The following is a 15,923-nucleotide window of genomic DNA, read 5'->3' as shown; positions in this document are numbered from 1 at the left end:
GGGGGGGGGGGGGGGGGGGGGGGGGGGGGGGGGGGGGGCGCGGGGGGGGGGGGGGCCCCCCCGGGGGGGGGGGGGGGGGGCCCCCCCCCGGGCGCCCCCCCCCCCCCCCCGCCGAATGCAAGTTTCAAAAAGTTCCGACGCTCCATGACATGTCCTCTAGGCTATCGAGCAAGTGATGCAGAGGGAGTGTCGCGGTCACGACATGAACGAAAGCTGAATCGCATCTTCAGGTTCATGACATGGGTGTCAGGGACAAGCGGGCTACGGCTACGCTCCAAACTCCTGCGCGAGCACCAGCGTCTCGCGCGTGCGCTTCACGTCGGGCCAGCCGCGATTGAAATCGGCGACGAGCAGCTTCAACGCATCGCCCCTCAGCATCGCAGCCAGCTTGGCCTCGTCATCGAACTGATACATGGCCTGATGCAGCGAGGGATCGTCCAGGCTCCAGAACCGCCAGGCCTTAGCTACGCCGAACGCCTTCACCGCGTCGGGCACATGCGCGGTCTCGTACCATGTGTCGAAGGCGGCGCGCTTGCTGGCGTCGGTGACGGTCGCGCGAACGACGAAGTAGGCAGCAGGCATGTGTTTCCTCCTGTTGTTTGGCCGCAGCATAGACGGTTATAGTCGCGGCAACAAAAAGCCCGCGCGACGGAACATTCGGATCGCGCCGATGGGGGAAGGAATGGCCATGCGCAGGATCATCACGGGCCTCGTTGCGATCACCTGCCTGTGGCCCACGGCCTCGCTCGCCGAAATCGTCCGCTTCGACATCCTCGCGCGCGAGCCCGCCTTTGCCGGGCGCAGCTTTGGCGATGTCGGCACCTATGAGCGCATCACCGCGCGCGCGACCTTCGCGCTCAACCCGTCCGACGATCGCAACGCCGTCATCACTGACCTCGCGCTCGCGCCGCGTAGCTCCGACGGCAAGGTGGCAGCCACCGCCGACGTCGTCATCCTGCGGCCCACCGATCCCACTCACGGCAACGGCACGCTGCTGCTCGAGGTGCCCAATCGCGGCCGCAAGCTGGCGCCGCAATTGTTCGACGATTCCGCGCAGCCCGGCGCCAACAATGCCGACAAGGCCGAGGACGCCGGCATCGGCTTCCTGCATCGCCAGGGCTTTACGATGGTCTGGGTCGGCTGGCAGGGCGACATCCCCTCCAAGCCCGGCCAGATGGCGATGACGGCGCCGGTGCTGAAGACCGTCACCGGGCCTGCGCGCGAAGAGGTGGTCTTCGACAACACGACCAATCCCGCGCGTGCGACGCTGACCTGGCCGGCGACCGACGCCGCCGACCTCAAGGTCTCCGTGCGCGCCGCCTGGGCCGATGCGCGGCAGGCGCCTTCCGGCCTCCTCGCAAAGCTCGTCGATCCCGTGACGGTGGAGATCACCCGGCCCGATGGTTTTGATGCCGGCGCGCTCTACGAGATCACCTACACCGCGCGCGATCCTGTGCCGCTCGGCATGGGCTATGCCGCCGTGCGCGACGTCGTCAGCTTCCTCCGCCACGACGAGACGCAGGCGAACCCACTGCTGAACGGCCTGCATCCCTCCGTCAGCCGCGCCATCGGCTTCGGCGTGTCGCAATCCGGCCGCTTCCTGCGCGACTTCCTCTATCTCGGCTTCAACGAGGACCTCCAGGGCCGCACGGTGTTCGACGGCCTGATGCCGCATGTCGCGGGCACGCGGCGGATGGCGACGAACGTCCGCTTCGGCCAGCCCGGCCGCAACCCGCGCCATCCGCAGGATCCGGCGTGGCAGGCTGATCTCTTCCCCTTCACCTATGCGAGCCTGAGCGATCCCTATTCCGGCAAGACCGACGGCCTGCTGCGCCGCTGTTCGCTCTCGGCGACGTGCCCGAAGGTGATGCAGACCGACAGCGAGCACGAATGGTGGGCCTCACACGCCTCGTTGCTGGTCACCGACCTCGCCGGCAACCACCTCGACCTCCCCGACAACGTCCGCGCCTACATGATCACAGGCACGCCGCATTTTGCCGAAGCCGCCGACGTGATGCGCAAGGGGTTGCCTGCGATGTCGCTGCCGCAAAACCCGATGCATGCGGGCATGCCTATGCGCGCGCTGCTCACCGACCTCAACGCCTGGATCAGCGACGGCATCAAACCGCCCGCAAGCCGCGTCCCCATGCGCGCCCACGGCACGCTTGTGCCGGCACAAGGCGCCGTGCCGATGGATATCCCCGGCCTGCCCTATGCCGGCATCCACACGCTCGCCGCCTTCTCCGACCAGAGCGTGCTGCCGCCCAAGGAGATCGGCCGCTATCCCGTGTTCGTGCCGAAGGCGGACAATGACGGCATGGCCATCGCAGGTATCCGCCAGCTTGCGTTGGCGGTGCCACGCGCGACCTACACCGCATGGAATCCGCGCGCACAAGGATTTGGCCCGACGGCGCTCTATCCGCTGCAAGGCGCGGTGGTGCCGTTCGCACCGACCGAGGCTGCGCGCAAGGAAGTGCATGATCCCCGGCTGTCGATCGCGGAGCGATATGCGGATGACGGGGCGTATGCGGCCGCGGTCCGGCGCGAGGCGGCGCGGCAGGTGGCGGAGCGGATTCTGTTGCCGGAGGATGCAGAGCGCGCGGTCGAGGCCGCGAAGCAAGGCAAGCTGGCGAAGCTCGGGCAGTGAGCGAAGCCCAGTGGCCCCGTAGGGTAGGCAAAGCGGAGCGTGCCCACCACTTCTATCGTCGGCCAAAAGATGGTGGGCACGGCGCAAGCGCGCCTTTGCCCACCCTACGGTCGCTGCCCGCGGAGAAAAAAAGTCTCACGCTGTCGGAACGCGCGCCCCTCATCCGTCCTATGCCTAGACAGCACGGAGACACCGCATGGCCAACCTCACCCTCACCACCTTCGATTGGGTTCCCGAGATGCCGCGCGGCTTCGTGCGCGACCTTCGCGTGCGCTGGGCGCTGGAAGAAGCCGCGTTGCCCTACCACGTCGCGAGCGTGCCGTTCGGCCCGCGGGACGCCGCGCATTTCGCGCACCAGCCCTTCGGCCAGGTGCCGTGGCTGACCGACGGCGACCTCTCGATCTTCGAGAGCGGCGCGATCCTGCTGCATCTGGGCGAACTCAGCGACAGGCTGATGCCCACCGATCCGCGCGGTCGCAGCGAGGCAAAGGAGTGGGTGTTCGCCGCGCTCAATTCGGTGGAGATGCCGGCCCTGCCCTGGACGATGTTCAAGTTCACCGGCAGTGACGATGGCTCGCCTGCCGTGAAATTCGTCGACGACTTCCTCAAGCTCCGCCTCAAGCACATGGAGACGGTGCTGGCCGGCCACGAATGGCTGGCGGGGTCCTTTTCCGTCGCCGACATCCTGATGTCGGACGTGCTGCGCGTCGTCGACAAGTTCGACGGCCTGTCGGAACACCCGGCTTGCCGCGCCTACGTTGCGCGCGCCACAGGCCGTCCAGCGTTCGCAAAAGCCCACGCCGACCAGATGGCGCATTTCGCTGCGGCGGATGCCAAACGCAGGGCGGATTAGCGCAAGCGTAATCCGCCAACGCATGTCTCAACAAAAATGGTGGGTTACGCCGCGCGAACTGCGCTTCGCGCAGTCGCGGGGCTAACCCACCCTACGAACTTCGCCTCACACCAATTTCAGCGGCGTGTCCTCAACCACGCGAAGATCGATCCTGCCGATCAGTTGCGCGCGAAGCGCCTCGGCACCGCGGATAGCCTCATCCGTCTGCCGCAACGTGCTGATGTTGGAGCCGAGAGAAACGATCCCGCCGAGCACCAGGGCAATCGATCCAAGGGCAGCGGTCTGCCCCGTCCCTAGCAGGCCGAGGATCGTGATCAGCAGCAACGCTGCACCGCTACCAATCGCGATCTTGGATGCCAGAATGTACTTTCGGCATCGCTCCGCGATCTCGGCAAGCCGCTCGATCCGCGTCTCAATGTCTGAAATCTCGTCGGTCGGATCGTCTTCGGTCATCAGCGACATGCGGCACTTGGGTTAAGAACCCGGATTTCGCTACGCTCCATCCGGGCTACTTGTCGTCACAACGGCAAATTGTCGTGCTTCTTCGCCGGCGTTTCCACCTTCTTGTCCTTCAGCATCGCCAGCGCCCGGGCGATCCGCTTGCGGGTCGAGTGCGGCATGATGACGTCGTCGATGTAGCCGCGCTCAGCGGCGATGAAGGGGGACAGGAAGCGGTCTTCGTATTCCTTGGTGCGCGCGGCGATCTTGTCGGGGTCGCCGATGTCACTGCGGAAGATGATCTCGACCGCGCCCTTGGCGCCCATCACGGCGATCTGGGCGGTCGGCCAGGCGTAGTTCATGTCGGCGCCGATCTCCTTTGAGGCCATGACGTCGAAGGCGCCGCCATAGGCCTTGCGGGTGATGATGGTGACCAGCGGCACCGTGCACTGCGAGTAGGCGAACAGCAGCTTCGCGCCGTGCTTGATCAGGCCGCCATATTCCTGCGCGGTGCCCGGCAGGAAGCCCGGCACGTCGACGAAGGTGACGATCGGGATGTTGAAGGCGTCGCAGAAGCGGACGAAGCGCGCGGCCTTGCGCGAGGCGTCGGAGTCGAGCACGCCGGCCAGCACCATCGGCTGGTTGGCGACGAAGCCGACGGTGCGGCCGGCGATGCGGCCGAAGCCGGTGACGATGTTCTTGGCGAAGGCATCCGCGATCTCGAAGAAATCGCCCTCGTCCACGACCTTCAGGATCAGCTCCTTCATGTCGTAAGGCTTGTTCGGATTGTCGGGGATCAGCGTGTCCAGGGACATGTCGACCCGGCCGATGTCGTCAAAGCTCGGCCATTCCGGCACGCCGTCGGTGTTGTTGGACGGCAGGAAGTCGATCAGGCGACGCATCTGCAAGAGCGTCTCCACGTCGTTCTCGAAGGCGCCGTCGGCGATCGAGGAGCGCGTGGCGTGCACCGAGGCGCCGCCGAGCTCTTCGGCGGTGACGACCTCGTTGGTGACGGTCTTCACCACGTCGGGGCCGGTGACGAACATATAGCTGGTGTTCTTCACCATGAAGATGAAGTCGGTCATCGCAGGCGAATAGACGTCGCCGCCGGCGCAGGGGCCCATGATGACGGAGATCTGCGGGATCACGCCCGAGGCGAGCACGTTGCGGCGGAACACATAGGAATAGCCGGCGAGCGCCGCGACGCCCTCCTGGATGCGGGCGCCGCCCGCGTCATAGAGGCCGATGATGGGCGCCCGCGCCTTCATCGCCATGTCCTGAAGTTTCGTGATCTTCAGCGCATGGGTCTCCGACAGCGAGCCGCCGAACACCGTGAAGTCTTTCGCGAAGACAAACGTCTTGCGGCCGTTGACGGTGCCCCAACCGGTGACGACGCCGTCGCCGGGGATCTTGTTCTTCTCCATGCCGAACTCGGTGGAGCGGTGCTCGACGAACATGTCGAACTCCTCGAACGATCCCTTGTCGAGCAGGAGCTCGATGCGCTCGCGCGCGGTCAGCTTGCCGCGGGCGTGCTGCGCTTCGATACGCTTCTCCCCGCCGCCGAGCTTTGCGCCGGCGCGACGATCTTCAAGGGCGTCCAGGATATTCTTCATTTGCTCCCGCCAGTTCTTAGCCTAAATGCGATTGCCGGGGGTTCTAACACGGCATTTTGCGGGCCGGGAAGCCGCTTTCGGCGCCGCAGGGCTGCCTTGCCGCAGCGCCAAAGCGCAAGGAATTACAGAGTTTTGCCTGGGAGACGACGATGGATGAGATAACGGCCGAGACCGGCGCGGCGACCGGCGGCGTCAAGATCCTGCTGCGGCTGGAAGGTCTGACCCTGTTCACGGGCATGGTGATGCTCTACGCCTCCTGGGGCGGCTCGTGGCTGGTGTTCGCCCTGCTCTTCTTCGTCCCCGATCTGAGCTTCCTGGCGTACCTGGCCGACGCCAGATTCGGGGCGCTGGTCTACAATGCCGCCCACAGCTACATGGCGCCGGTGGCGCTGCTGACGCTGGGCTTCGGCTTCGCCTCGCCGCTCACGCTGTCCATCGCCATGATCTGGCTCGCCCATATCGGCATCGACCGGGCGCTCGGCTACGGCCTGAAATATTCGGCCGGGTTCGGCTTCACCCATCTCGGGCGGATCGGCCGCCAGAGAGACGCCTGAGGGGATTGCCGTCGTTTTGTCGGCCCCCACCGGTTGACCGGGCCGGCCGATTCAGGCTTGCTCCCCTTTACGATCAGGCGCCGAATGTTGCGTGAGCCCAGTCGGTACGGCGGCGGTCACCACGTCTGGCTGCAAGCATCACCCATGTCCGCCACGGTCGTCCCCCTGCCGCCGAACAGCCCGTCCGAAACCACCGACTTCCTGCGGCGAATGGCCAGCATGGTGTCGGGGCGCAACGGCGAGATGCTGCTGCGCGCGGCCGCGCTGATCGAATCGCTCAAGCAACGGGCGATGTCGGCCGAACGGCTGTTTCACGAGCAACAGGAAGAGAACAAACGCCTTGTAGGCCTGCGCGAGGCGACCGCGCTCGCCTCCGAAGCCATGGTCAGCCAGATCGCGACGCTGGGGACTCAGCTCGCCGAGTTAACCGCGGCCGCGGCGGCCGAGCGCGCGGCGTTCGACGCCGAGCGCGGCAAGCTGCTCGGCCTGATGCAGGATGCGGAAAGCCATATCGGCAAGCTCACCACCGAGCTCGACGGCTTGCGCGCCTCCGTCGACAGTTTCAACGAGACCGCGGTCTCCGTGCCGCTCGAGGTGCTGCGTCTGGCACGGACGCAGTTCGATGTCCTCTCCGCGGGCTTTGCCCGCAAGGGCGACGTGATCTCGGAGGCGATGAGCGAGATCGGCGGCTTTGCGATCGACGAGGCGCTGATGAAGAAGACGGCCGATAAGGCCTGAGGCATTTGAGGTCGTCATGCCCGGGCTTGTCCCGGGCATCCACGCTCTTTGGTGGTCCATCGAGAAGATCGTGGATGGCCGGGACAAGCCCGGCCATGACGCTGAAGCTGATGGTCCCGCGACAAATTGACAGCGCGCAGGCCTGTTGTTCTACTCCCTGAAAATCACAAGGGAGGACTTGATGCCGACGGCATTCCGCGTCGCTGCCACGCTCATCGCGCTCGGCGTTTCAACCGTGCTCGCCAACGCGCAATCCCTGCCGAAGGAAGTCGCCACCCGCGCCGAGATCTATCCGATCCCCTCGCTCACCCTCTCCGACCAGCAATTCCTCAGCGGCGATGCGGCGGCCGGCAAGCCGGTGACGGTCGCTGGCGAATTCCGCGTCGCCCAGGGCACCGGCAAGCTTCCCGTCGTGGTGCTGATGCACGGCTCGAGCGGCGTCGGCGCCACCACCGAGGCCTGGGTGCACGCTTTCAACGCCATGGGCATCTCGACCTTCGTGATCGACGGTTTTACCGGCCGCGGGCTGACGGTGGTGGGCCCGAACCAGGCCCTGCTCGGCCGGCTCAACCTGATCGTCGACATCTACCGCTCGCTGGAGATTCTTGCGAAGCATCCCCGCGTCGATCCTGACCGCATCGTGCTGATGGGCTTCTCGCGCGGCGGACAGGCGACGCTCTATGCGAGCCTCGATCGCTTCAACAAGTTCTGGAACAAGTCCGGCGTGCAGTTCGCGGCTTACATTCCCTTCTATCCGGATTGCTCGACGACGTATCAAAGCGACGGCGACGTCTCCGCACGCCCGATCCGCATCTTCCATGGCACGCCCGACGACTACAATCCCGTGACGAGCTGCAAGGCGTTCGTCGGACGGCTCAAGACGGCCGGGCGCGATGTGGTGCTGACTGAATACCCCGACAGCGCGCACGGCTTCGACAGCGGCCTGCTCGGCGTCAACACCGTTGCGGTGTCGGCCAACGCGCAGACCGTGCGCAACTGCCATATCAAGGAGGGCGACGGCGGCGTGCTGATGAACGGCGATACCAACGCGCCCTTCACCTACAGGGATTCCTGCGTCGAGCTGAACCCGCATGTCGGCGGCAACCCCGCGACCGCCGCGGAGTCGCGCAAGGCGGTGGAGGAATTTTTGCAGACGCTGTTCAAGCTGGGGTGAGACTGTCCGCCTCGCACGCGCTGCCGTAGGGTGGGCAAAGCGAAAGCGTGCCCACCAACTAGATGATGGTGGGCACGGCGCTATGCGCCTTTGCCCACCCTACGGCATCGCAATTTTGTCGCGAGCTCCTCGCGACGACGAGCCCTTACGGCTCGCCCGGCTTGAACGGCTCCTGCTTCTCCGGCGGCACCGTCTCTTCCGCCATGGCCAGCAGCATTGCGACCATCACGTAATTGCCGGCAACGGCGGTGAGATCGACGATCTGCTGATCGTTGAACACCTTCTTCGCCCGCGCGTAGGTCTCGTCGGAAACTTTCTTGGTCGTGGTGAGCTCGGTGACGAAATCGTAGACCATCGCCTCGTCCTCGGCCATTTTCGACGGGCGCTTGTTGGTCTTCAGCTCAGCGATGATATCAGGCGACAGGCCCGCCTTGGCCGCCAGCGGCGCGTGCGCGAACCATTCCACCTGCGAGCGCCACTGCCGTCCGATGATCAGGATGGCGAACTCGTTCAGCTTGGTCGGGACCGAGGTTTCCCAGCGCAGATAGTAGAACAGGTCGAACAGTCGCTGGCCAAGCACCGGGCTGCGGATCATCGGATTGTAGGGCCCGCCGATGCCGACGCTCGACACCTTCATGATCTGCTCGCCGAGCGGCTTCTGCTTGGCGTCGAGCTGGTCCATGGTGAGCTGCGGAAAGCGCGGCTCCTTGCTGGTGGCGGGTGCGGCAAACATCGTCGCGGCAAGCCAGCCGCCGGCGGCGGCCAACGTGAGCGACGACAGCCAGAGTGGCGTTGAATTCATTTGATCCTCCCGACCTTTTCTTTTGTTTGGTCGGAAGGATGCTAGCAGGTTCGTACGCGCCAGCTAGATCGCGCCGATCTCGGCAAGGCAGGCTTGCGTCAGCGGCATGCGCTCGCCGACGAGACGCGGCTCCTTGCAGTCCATGTTGAGCGCGAACACGGTATGCGCCTCGCCCTTCTCGGCCCAGCCGACCATCCAGCCAAGCGACGGCTCGCCACGCTCGGCGCCGAGCAAGCCGGATTTGGCGCGGATGACGCTGTCGCCGACCTTGGTCACCGGCAGGATATCGGCGACGAGATCCTGGCTGCGCTTGCCGATCGGCAGCGCGCGGCGGCGCAGCCGGTCGACGAAATCGATCTGCTCGACCGGGTCGATGCGCAAATTTCCGGTGAGCCAGAACTGGTCGATGCCGCCGCCGATATCGCGATTGCCGTAGTCGAACATGTCGACATACTTTTGCATCCGCTCTTGCCCGATCCGGCGCGCGATCTCCTGATAGACCGGCACGGCGCTGACCGCGATAGCGCTGCGCATCGTGTGGTCCTTGTTCCAGGCCTCGATCGGCCGCTTCACGCCGTCCCAGGGGAACACGTCCTTGTCGGGATCGGTGACCACGCCGGTCTCCAGCGCAATCAGCGAGTTCGGGATCTTGAAGGTCGAGGCCGGCAGCTTCGCTTCGCCGGAACGGTCCTTGTCGCTGGCGACGATCAGATAGTCCTCGACCTTGTAGCCGACGAAGGTGCCCGCCGTGCCGAGGTCGGTGAAGCGCTTTGCGAGGCTGTCGCGGATCTCGTTGCGCGGCGGCGCGACGTGGCCGAACGCGCGCTGCGGCATGGTGGCGGCTGCGGCGAGAAGGCCGAGGGTGGAACGGCGGGTCAGCAAGAGCAGTATCCGTTGGGCAATGAAGATGGCCGCGACCATGCAGCCGCTATCGTGGTGAAACGATGACAGGTTATTTCCTGAGCATGATCTTGTCGGAAAACCGCTGCACACTTTGCGCTAACGCGGCCCTTCGGGTCCGGATCATGCTCTACCGCCCCCGGCCCGACAGCCGCAGCACGAACACCAGCACTTCGGCGACGGCCTTGTAGAGGTCGGGCGGGATCTCCTCGCCGAGCTCGACCTTGGAGAGCGCGCCGGCCAAGATCTCGTTCTCTTCGATCGGAATGTCGTTGGCTTTGGCGATCTCGACGATCTTTTCGCCGATCGTGCCCTTGCCCTTGGCGACGACGACAGGCGCGTTGCTGCCCTTCTCGTAATGCAGCGCAATGGCGAGCTTGGATGGATCGCTCATGTGGCGCGATCCAGGAAGTGGCCGGCGCGGGCCGGTGCGGGCTGCGGCGGTGTTCCGTCGCGGACCAGGATGTCGCCGGGCTTGAGCTCGGCGCGCGTCAGGGCCTGGTTGAGCTCGCCGATGCCGGCGCGGAGCTGCTGCGCGGTCGCCGGCCGCTCCGCCCACATCCGCACAAAAGTCTTGTCGCCGTTGAGCGTGATCAGGGCGTGCACGGGGCCGGCCGGCTCGACATTGAGCGTGAAGCGCGCGCGCCAGGCGCGCTTGGCGGGATCAGAGGACTCATTGCCGCCATCGCGCGAGATCTCGAACTGCGCCATCGCGGTGCCCTGCGGCGTCGCAAAGGGAATCTCGAAATTCCATTGCGGCACAGCCGGGTCGATGCGGTGACCGCTGGCGTCGGTGCGATCGGGGAGCGAGGCGACCTGGAGCAGCGTCTGACGCGCGATCGCGGCATCGGTGTCGTCGAGCAGGCGGTGCACCGTTGCGGAGAGCGGCGTATCCGGCGCGAGCGATGGCGAGGCGATCGCCTGCGGCGCCGGCAGCGCGCCGCGGAACGGCGGCGGTGTCGCGCGCGCGGCGGCCTCGAAGAGATGGCCGTCGGGCACGGCCTTGTTGGAGCCGGGCACGTTGCCGATCAGGCGCGGCAGGTTTTGCGTGACCTCCTGAAGCAGGGCCGCGGCAAGGCCGGCGGACATGGTTCGCGGCATCGCGGCGTGCGGAGCGCCGCCGGCGATGTCGGCGAGCACAGCGGCTGCGAGATTGGCGCTGCGCGGCATCTGCGGCTGTTGGGCCATATCGGGCTCGGTTGACGGCGATGCAGCCTGACCCGGCACGGCGGCGACCTGCGGTTTCCCCGCCGTAGCGATCGCGGCGCCTTGCGCCTGTGGCGCGGCAGTCTCGAGCGTGGCCAATGTCTGGCGCAGCACCAGCAGCGCGGCCTTCAGGTCCGGCATTGTGCCGGAGGACGGCGTTGTGCCTGCGGCCAATGACGCCTCGAGAAACAGACCGGACTTCTGGAAGGCGGATTCGATATCGCCGCCGTCGAGGGCGGTGTTGAGCGGCGTCTGCTGCGCCAGCACGTCCAGCACCGCCTGCTTCAACCCCGCCGGCAGATCGCTGCCGGTGACGACGGAGGCGAGATTGGCGAACAACGGCGCCTGGCTGCCCTGTTTCGTGACCGCCTCGGCCGAAGCCACGGTGACGGCGACCTGCTCCAACGGTGTCAGCGTGTTGCGTGCGGTGGTCGCAGATGGCGCGAGCGACGGGCTGTCCACGAGCGAAGCCGCCCGCGGCATCAGCGTGATCTGGTCGGCCGTCGCCTCGCCTGCCCCGTTCATGATGGCGAGCCTGATGGTGCCGTCGTTCTGCGACACTGCGAGCTGGAGATTTTGCCCCGGTGTCAGCGACACCTCGGACATCACATCCATCGACAGATTGGCGATCGCGATCCGCACCAGATTGTCGGCCATCACGCTGACGACCCTTGCGTCCACGACGCTGCCGGCCTGGAGCACAAGATCGGGCGTTGCCGCATCAGCCACGGGGCTGGCGGCATTGACGGGAACGATCGAGCTTATCGGCGTCGGCATTTCAGGGGCCCGTGGAACGCTGGCCCCACCCTAAGGCCGCCCTCGTAAACCTCTCGTAAAGGACTAATCGAATGTATTGAATGATTTCCCACTGGGTTTCCCACTTCTTGGGGGCGGTTTCCCACGGGGTCGTTCTCGGCCTGTTTTTGGTCTGTTCTCAGCGCTTCACCAGCTTGATGGCGGCCTTGCGGCGAGCAGCACGCTCGGCCTGACGGCGCGCGATGTCGGCGTTCCACGCCTCGACCATCGCCTCATTGATCCGGGCCTTGTCGGCTTGCTCCATGTAGCGTTCCGGCTGGCGTAGGGACTTGTGGCCGGTGATGGTCTGCACGCCCTTGGAGTTAGCGCCCGGAAGCGCGGCGACCTCAGAGGCCCCGGTGTGGCGCAGGCCATGGGCGGTATAGCCCTTCTTCTGCTTCGGCATGCGGGCCCCAATCATGACCAGATGCGCCTTGATCGCTTGGCTCATCGACCGCCGGGTCGCCCACTTCCGACCCTCGGAGCTGACGAGGATGTAGTCCGACGTGGCGGTCTCCTCCTTCGCCTTGTCGAGCGCCTCGATCAGCACGTCCGGTAGCAGGTGGTAGGCGGGCTCCAGCACCATGCCCTTCCTGGTGGTCTTTTCCGGCCACACCTTGACGCCCTTGCCGTCGTAATGCTCCCACTTCATCCGCACGGCGTCGCCGCCGCGCTGGCTGGTGAAGTGCAGCACCATCCGGGCCAGCACGAGGTAATCGGGGGCCGTCTCGTCAAAGCGCTCGATCAGATCGTCGGGCCAGCGCATGTGCGGCTGGCAGTGAGTGTCCTTGTGCTTCTGATCAATCTCCAAGGTGGGGCTAGGCAGCTTGCGGATACCGAAGATCACGTTGTCCGGGTCGGCCGCGCGCGCCGCCTTCCAGATGTTGGAGAGCAGCGTGATGTACAGGTCCCACATCTGCGGGCTCGCCTTGTCCATGAGCCGCTGGGCGGCGTCGCCGTCAATCTCACTGCCGTACTTCGCCTTAACCCGGTCGAGACGCGCAAGGTAGTCCATCTCGCTGGCCATCCGCTCGGCGGCATCGCGGTTCACCTCCCGCAGCGGCTCATTGCCGAATTGCGCTTTCAGCTTGTCCAGCCGCCCGATGTAGATCGTCTGCGTGCCCGGCTTGAGCCCCGTGAAGCTGTCCGACACGCGATAGGTCTCAATCGCCTTGCCGATGGTGCCGGGCAGCGAACGGGCGAGCTTCACGCGCGGCGCGGGCTTCACCTTGTCCCGGTCGGCTTCCAACTTGCGCAGCTTGGCGCGGCAGAAGTCGTACTGGTGCTGAAACGCCTTGCTGGCTTCATCGACCGGCAGCGAGACCAGCTTGACACCAAACTCCTTCGGGAAACGGAAATACAAATAAGGCCGCCCCTTGGCGACCTTTCGGTAGAGATAGTCAGTCCTTTGGACTTCGACCCTTTGCAACATGTGCTTGCTCCAGTTCGCGCAGGCGTCGCAGCAAAGAACTCTCGCTCCCCGGCTCGTCCTTCAAATTGTCGAAGGCAGCATCCAGTTCACGACGATCCCAGAGTGAAGCCGTTCCCAGCTTCACTGGCGGCGGCATCTTCTCGGCATCGACCAGTTCATAGAAAAACCGGGTCGAAATCGACAGATAGGCCGCAGCCTGTTCGGCCCGCATGGCGCGCGGTGGGTATGACAGACCATCCGCCAATTTCCTGCCCACGAACGCACCCCCAATTTACGCGGGAACCCCGCCCAGGACGACGCTTAAAAAACTCGAAAAACCGCAACCATTTCAGTCCCTTGGACCCGGCGACCTCAGGCCCCCGCCTGGGCCGCGCCCTCGCTGGGCAAATCACCCCGCCCCGCCTCTGGGGCCGCCCTGGTGGGCCGTTTCCCGGCCCCTCAGCGGCAGCGGCAGCCATCGCGCGTTCGGCTTGCTTCGCTGCGGTCATCGCGAACTCCTCGGTCGCGTCGCCTTCTCTTGTTCGGCTATCCAGGCGAGCAACGTACTCCGGCGGCCACAGATAACTTCACCCAGCCGAAATAGCGGCATGCCTGAATGTGCAGCAAGATGGTAGACGCGCCGTCGTTTGCTCGGGGAGCCAAATATAAAGCGTGCGATTTCTTCTGCCCCTTCGAGCAAGTCGTCAGCGATGCAATCGTTATCCTGCACCTTCATGCCTCACTCCTACATGCGAAGAACATTGGCGACAGCTTGAATTGTTCGCTGGGTGATCCTTGTTCTTTCCCTGCGATCACCACGCGCCTCGGCGGATGACTGCCCCGGATGTTCACCGAACGAGATGGCGTCCGAGTGGATGAAGTTCAAAACCGAAATTCCGACAATCACGCTAGGAATAGGCTTCTCGAATTCAATCGAGATCCCGTACGTCTCGTTGAGGAAACGCTTTCTACCGAGAACGTGGCCGCGTGTGCCCAGAAGTCCGACCATCTTCGTAATATAGTCGGCCAAGCAGTCCTGCTTGGCCGCTGAAATCATCTCCTCGAGTTCGCTGCCGAACTCGCTCGTTTGCTTATTTCGCTTCGCTCTAAGCGCTCGGTATTGTGTAACAGCGGCAGGCGCGGTGCGCGCCGTATCGGCCATGTTAGCGGCGATCAACAAGTTCGCCGCGTCTGGTGCCGACATTTGCGCGGCCGAGGTTCCTCGCCCTGAAGTCCTGATGAGGCCGTGTTCACGAATAGCTCGTGCGATAGCGCCGACGCGCTCCGCATCGATCCCTTCCACAGCGGCTATGCCTGCCACCAACTGACTAAGTGTCGCCATGACGAGTACCCATCGGTAACCATTGCAAATGGAGGTAAACGCTGTCAAGCTCCCATTTGACGAAATTACAGATGGCGTCGGCCGAGCGGCAACATGAACCTTCAGGTCGTCTGCCGGACGGCTCACAGCTCACGGCATCTTCGCCGAGGTTCTGCCGTCAGCGGGAGCGTTCACATGAAGCCGCGCGACGCCAATGATATTCTGCGCGAGCAAGTACGCAGCAATGAGGTGCGCGCCGCGCCGTCGAGGCCCGCAAGCTGGAGCGACCGGCGGCTGATCTTGTCGAGTGCGGGATTTGTCCAGGGCTTCGTGCCGCCCGACTACGTCATCTTCGGTCTGTTGCAGCGGCGCTTTCTCTACAGCATCACCGGCAAAACCGGAGCAGGCAAGACCGCGATCCTGTTGTTGATCGCTGCGCACGTTGCGGAGGGCAAAAAGATCGTTGACCGCGACGTTGAGAAGGGCCGCGTGGTGTACCTCGCTGGCGAGAACGCCGACGACGTGCGGATGCGCTGGATCGCCTTAGCGCAGCAGATGGGCTTCGATCTGGAGACCCTCGACGTTCACTTCATCCCCGGCGTGTTCAAGATTTCGGAGATGCAGGACCATATCCGGACCGAGATCAAGCAGATCGGCCCCGTCAACCTGATCATCGTGGACACCGCCGCCGCGTACTTCGAGGGCGACGATGAAAACTCCAACACGCAGTTCGGTGACTATGCGAGGCGCACCTTGCGTCCGCTCACCACGATGCTCGGCGAGCCGTGCGTCATCGTAGCCTGCCATCCTGTCAAGAACGCCAGCGACGAAAACCTTATCCCGCGCGGTGGCGGTGCCTTCCTCAACGAGGTGGACGGCAATTTGACGGCAGCCCGCACCGCGTCAGGCGTGGTCGAGCTGCATTGGCAGGGCAAGTACCGAGGGCCTGACTTCGCGCCGATGCACTTCACGACGCGCACCGTCACCCACGAGCAGTTGAAGGACAGCAAAGGGCGGCTGATCCCGACCGTCGTAGCATCGCCGCTGAGCGAACGGGGCCACGCCGACATTGTCCAAGCGGCGCGGAGCCGTCAGGACGAACTCCTGGTCGCGCTGCGCGACGCGGCCAACCGGAAGGCGTCACAGATTGATCTGGCGCGGCACCTTGGCTGGAAGCTGCGCGACGGCAAGCCGCATCACGTCGCGGTCAAACGAGCCTTCAAGGAGCTGGAAAAGGACAAGCTCGTCACTGGGGAGCCGGGCCGTATCGACCTCACCAAGAAGGGGGAAAAGGCTCTGAACACCCTTCTTCAGAACACCCCCAATCTGAACACCCGATGTTCAGACCCTGAACACATCTGAACACGGGAGGCGGTGCAATGAGAAAACTCCATCAAATCGAGATGCTAATGCCTCTGAACATGTTCAGACCGCCTGTTCAGAACTGTTCAAAAGGGTGTTCGGAGGGAGG

At 64.7% G+C, this 15,923-nt stretch carries 16 protein-coding genes; 6 read left to right on the top strand and 10 right to left on the bottom strand.

Features of this window, described 5'->3' with window-relative positions:
* Window positions 1–267 precede the first annotated feature (267 nt).
* Window positions 268–582: a hypothetical protein gene (locus tag AC0L3X_RS10515; RefSeq protein WP_283016837.1), complete on the bottom strand. Its 315-nt coding sequence runs from the start codon at window positions 580–582 to the stop codon at window positions 268–270.
* Window positions 583–688: 106 nt separating this feature from the next.
* Between AC0L3X_RS10515 and AC0L3X_RS10510 the strand changes: the two genes are divergently transcribed.
* Window positions 689–2,647: an alpha/beta hydrolase domain-containing protein gene (locus tag AC0L3X_RS10510; protein ID WP_354113686.1), complete on the top strand. Its 1,959-nt coding sequence runs from the start codon at window positions 689–691 to the stop codon at window positions 2,645–2,647.
* 196 nt (window positions 2,648–2,843) lie between these two features.
* Window positions 2,844–3,500 carry a glutathione S-transferase family protein gene (locus AC0L3X_RS10505; protein ID WP_283016839.1) on the top strand — a complete coding sequence of 219 codons (657 nt, stop codon included), beginning with the start codon at window positions 2,844–2,846 and terminating at the stop codon, window positions 3,498–3,500.
* Window positions 3,501–3,605: 105 nt separating this feature from the next.
* On the opposite strand, the gene AC0L3X_RS10500 is transcribed toward AC0L3X_RS10505, so the two are convergent.
* Both AC0L3X_RS10500 and AC0L3X_RS10495 read right to left on the bottom strand, forming a co-directional pair.
* Window positions 3,606–3,953, bottom strand: coding sequence for a hypothetical protein (locus AC0L3X_RS10500; protein ID WP_283018887.1), 348 nt, complete (start codon window positions 3,951–3,953; stop codon window positions 3,606–3,608).
* A gap of 65 nt (window positions 3,954–4,018) precedes the next feature.
* Window positions 4,019–5,551: an acyl-CoA carboxylase subunit beta gene (locus AC0L3X_RS10495; protein ID WP_063982622.1), complete on the bottom strand. Its 1,533-nt coding sequence runs from the start codon at window positions 5,549–5,551 to the stop codon at window positions 4,019–4,021.
* A 149-nt stretch (window positions 5,552–5,700) separates the two neighbouring features.
* On the opposite strand from AC0L3X_RS10495, the gene AC0L3X_RS10490 reads away from it, so the two are divergent.
* The 3 genes from AC0L3X_RS10490 to AC0L3X_RS10480 all read left to right on the top strand — a co-directional run bounded on the left by AC0L3X_RS10490 (window position 5,701) and on the right by AC0L3X_RS10480 (window position 8,017).
* Complete coding sequence (locus AC0L3X_RS10490) at window positions 5,701–6,105, top strand: DUF4260 domain-containing protein (RefSeq protein WP_283016840.1); 405 nt, start codon at window positions 5,701–5,703, stop codon at window positions 6,103–6,105.
* A 144-nt stretch (window positions 6,106–6,249) separates the two neighbouring features.
* Complete coding sequence (locus AC0L3X_RS10485) at window positions 6,250–6,843, top strand: hypothetical protein (RefSeq protein ID WP_283016841.1); 594 nt, start codon at window positions 6,250–6,252, stop codon at window positions 6,841–6,843.
* Between the two features lie 181 nt (window positions 6,844–7,024).
* A complete protein-coding gene (locus tag AC0L3X_RS10480; RefSeq protein ID WP_283016842.1) occupies window positions 7,025–8,017 on the top strand; it encodes a dienelactone hydrolase family protein in 993 nt (330 codons plus the stop codon).
* A 145-nt stretch (window positions 8,018–8,162) separates the two neighbouring features.
* Here AC0L3X_RS10480 and AC0L3X_RS10475 read toward each other — a convergent pair whose 3' ends face one another.
* From AC0L3X_RS10475 to AC0L3X_RS10445, 7 genes are all read right to left on the bottom strand, one after another.
* Window positions 8,163–8,819, bottom strand: coding sequence for a carboxymuconolactone decarboxylase family protein (locus tag AC0L3X_RS10475; RefSeq protein ID WP_283016843.1), 657 nt, complete (start codon window positions 8,817–8,819; stop codon window positions 8,163–8,165).
* 63 nt (window positions 8,820–8,882) lie between these two features.
* Window positions 8,883–9,740, bottom strand: a complete 858-nt coding sequence (locus AC0L3X_RS10470; protein ID WP_428841228.1) for a penicillin-binding transpeptidase domain-containing protein — start codon at window positions 9,738–9,740, stop codon at window positions 8,883–8,885.
* A gap of 109 nt (window positions 9,741–9,849) precedes the next feature.
* Window positions 9,850–10,113 (bottom strand): EscU/YscU/HrcU family type III secretion system export apparatus switch protein, encoded by a 264-nt coding sequence (locus AC0L3X_RS10465; RefSeq protein ID WP_028151179.1) that lies wholly within the window; start codon window positions 10,111–10,113, stop codon window positions 9,850–9,852.
* Window positions 10,110–11,702: a flagellar hook-length control protein FliK gene (gene fliK, locus AC0L3X_RS10460; protein ID WP_354113688.1), complete on the bottom strand. Its 1,593-nt coding sequence runs from the start codon at window positions 11,700–11,702 to the stop codon at window positions 10,110–10,112. The genes AC0L3X_RS10465 and fliK overlap by 4 nt, the downstream gene beginning before the upstream one ends.
* A gap of 157 nt (window positions 11,703–11,859) precedes the next feature.
* On the bottom strand, window positions 11,860–13,152 hold the full coding sequence (locus AC0L3X_RS10455; protein WP_354131462.1) for a tyrosine-type recombinase/integrase: 1,293 nt from the start codon (window positions 13,150–13,152) through the stop codon (window positions 11,860–11,862).
* Entirely contained in the window at window positions 13,121–13,408 is a 288-nt protein-coding gene (locus tag AC0L3X_RS10450) for a helix-turn-helix transcriptional regulator (RefSeq protein WP_187388023.1), read from the bottom strand. Before AC0L3X_RS10450 ends, AC0L3X_RS10455 begins: the two co-directional genes overlap by 32 nt.
* Window positions 13,409–13,876: 468 nt before the next feature.
* Window positions 13,877–14,473: a hypothetical protein gene (locus tag AC0L3X_RS10445; protein WP_063982613.1), complete on the bottom strand. Its 597-nt coding sequence runs from the start codon at window positions 14,471–14,473 to the stop codon at window positions 13,877–13,879.
* A 174-nt stretch (window positions 14,474–14,647) separates the two neighbouring features.
* Here AC0L3X_RS10445 and AC0L3X_RS10440 point away from each other — a divergent pair, with 174 nt between their 5' ends.
* On the top strand, window positions 14,648–15,814 hold the full coding sequence (locus tag AC0L3X_RS10440; RefSeq protein WP_231142160.1) for an AAA family ATPase: 1,167 nt from the start codon (window positions 14,648–14,650) through the stop codon (window positions 15,812–15,814).
* The last annotated feature ends 109 nt before the right edge of the window (window positions 15,815–15,923 follow it).

This window comes from Bradyrhizobium sp. MI1.7 (assembly GCF_055811795.1).
This window is presented reverse-complemented; position numbering and strand designations above follow the sequence as displayed.

Bases quoted from the DNA above. Each gene is read 5' to 3' on its own strand.
- AC0L3X_RS10515 (WP_283016837.1), bottom strand. From the start codon at position 582: ATGCCTGCTGCCTACTTCGTCGTTCGCGCGACCGTCACCGACGCCAGC.
- AC0L3X_RS10510 (WP_354113686.1), top strand. From the start codon at position 689: ATGCGCAGGATCATCACGGGCCTCGTTGCGATCACCTGCCTGTGGCCC.
- AC0L3X_RS10505 (WP_283016839.1), top strand. From the start codon at position 2,844: ATGGCCAACCTCACCCTCACCACCTTCGATTGGGTTCCCGAGATGCCG.
- AC0L3X_RS10500 (WP_283018887.1), bottom strand. From the start codon at position 3,953: ATGACCGAAGACGATCCGACCGACGAGATTTCAGACATTGAGACGCGG.
- AC0L3X_RS10495 (WP_063982622.1), bottom strand. From the start codon at position 5,551: ATGAAGAATATCCTGGACGCCCTTGAAGATCGTCGCGCCGGCGCAAAG.
- AC0L3X_RS10490 (WP_283016840.1), top strand. From the start codon at position 5,701: ATGGATGAGATAACGGCCGAGACCGGCGCGGCGACCGGCGGCGTCAAG.
- AC0L3X_RS10485 (WP_283016841.1), top strand. From the start codon at position 6,250: ATGTCCGCCACGGTCGTCCCCCTGCCGCCGAACAGCCCGTCCGAAACC.
- AC0L3X_RS10480 (WP_283016842.1), top strand. From the start codon at position 7,025: ATGCCGACGGCATTCCGCGTCGCTGCCACGCTCATCGCGCTCGGCGTT.
- AC0L3X_RS10475 (WP_283016843.1), bottom strand. From the start codon at position 8,819: ATGAATTCAACGCCACTCTGGCTGTCGTCGCTCACGTTGGCCGCCGCC.
- AC0L3X_RS10470 (WP_428841228.1), bottom strand. From the start codon at position 9,740: ATGGTCGCGGCCATCTTCATTGCCCAACGGATACTGCTCTTGCTGACC.
- AC0L3X_RS10465 (WP_028151179.1), bottom strand. From the start codon at position 10,113: ATGAGCGATCCATCCAAGCTCGCCATTGCGCTGCATTACGAGAAGGGC.
- fliK (WP_354113688.1), bottom strand. From the start codon at position 11,702: ATGCCGACGCCGATAAGCTCGATCGTTCCCGTCAATGCCGCCAGCCCC.
- AC0L3X_RS10455 (WP_354131462.1), bottom strand. From the start codon at position 13,152: ATGTTGCAAAGGGTCGAAGTCCAAAGGACTGACTATCTCTACCGAAAG.
- AC0L3X_RS10445 (WP_063982613.1), bottom strand. From the start codon at position 14,473: ATGGCGACACTTAGTCAGTTGGTGGCAGGCATAGCCGCTGTGGAAGGG.
- AC0L3X_RS10440 (WP_231142160.1), top strand. From the start codon at position 14,648: ATGAAGCCGCGCGACGCCAATGATATTCTGCGCGAGCAAGTACGCAGC.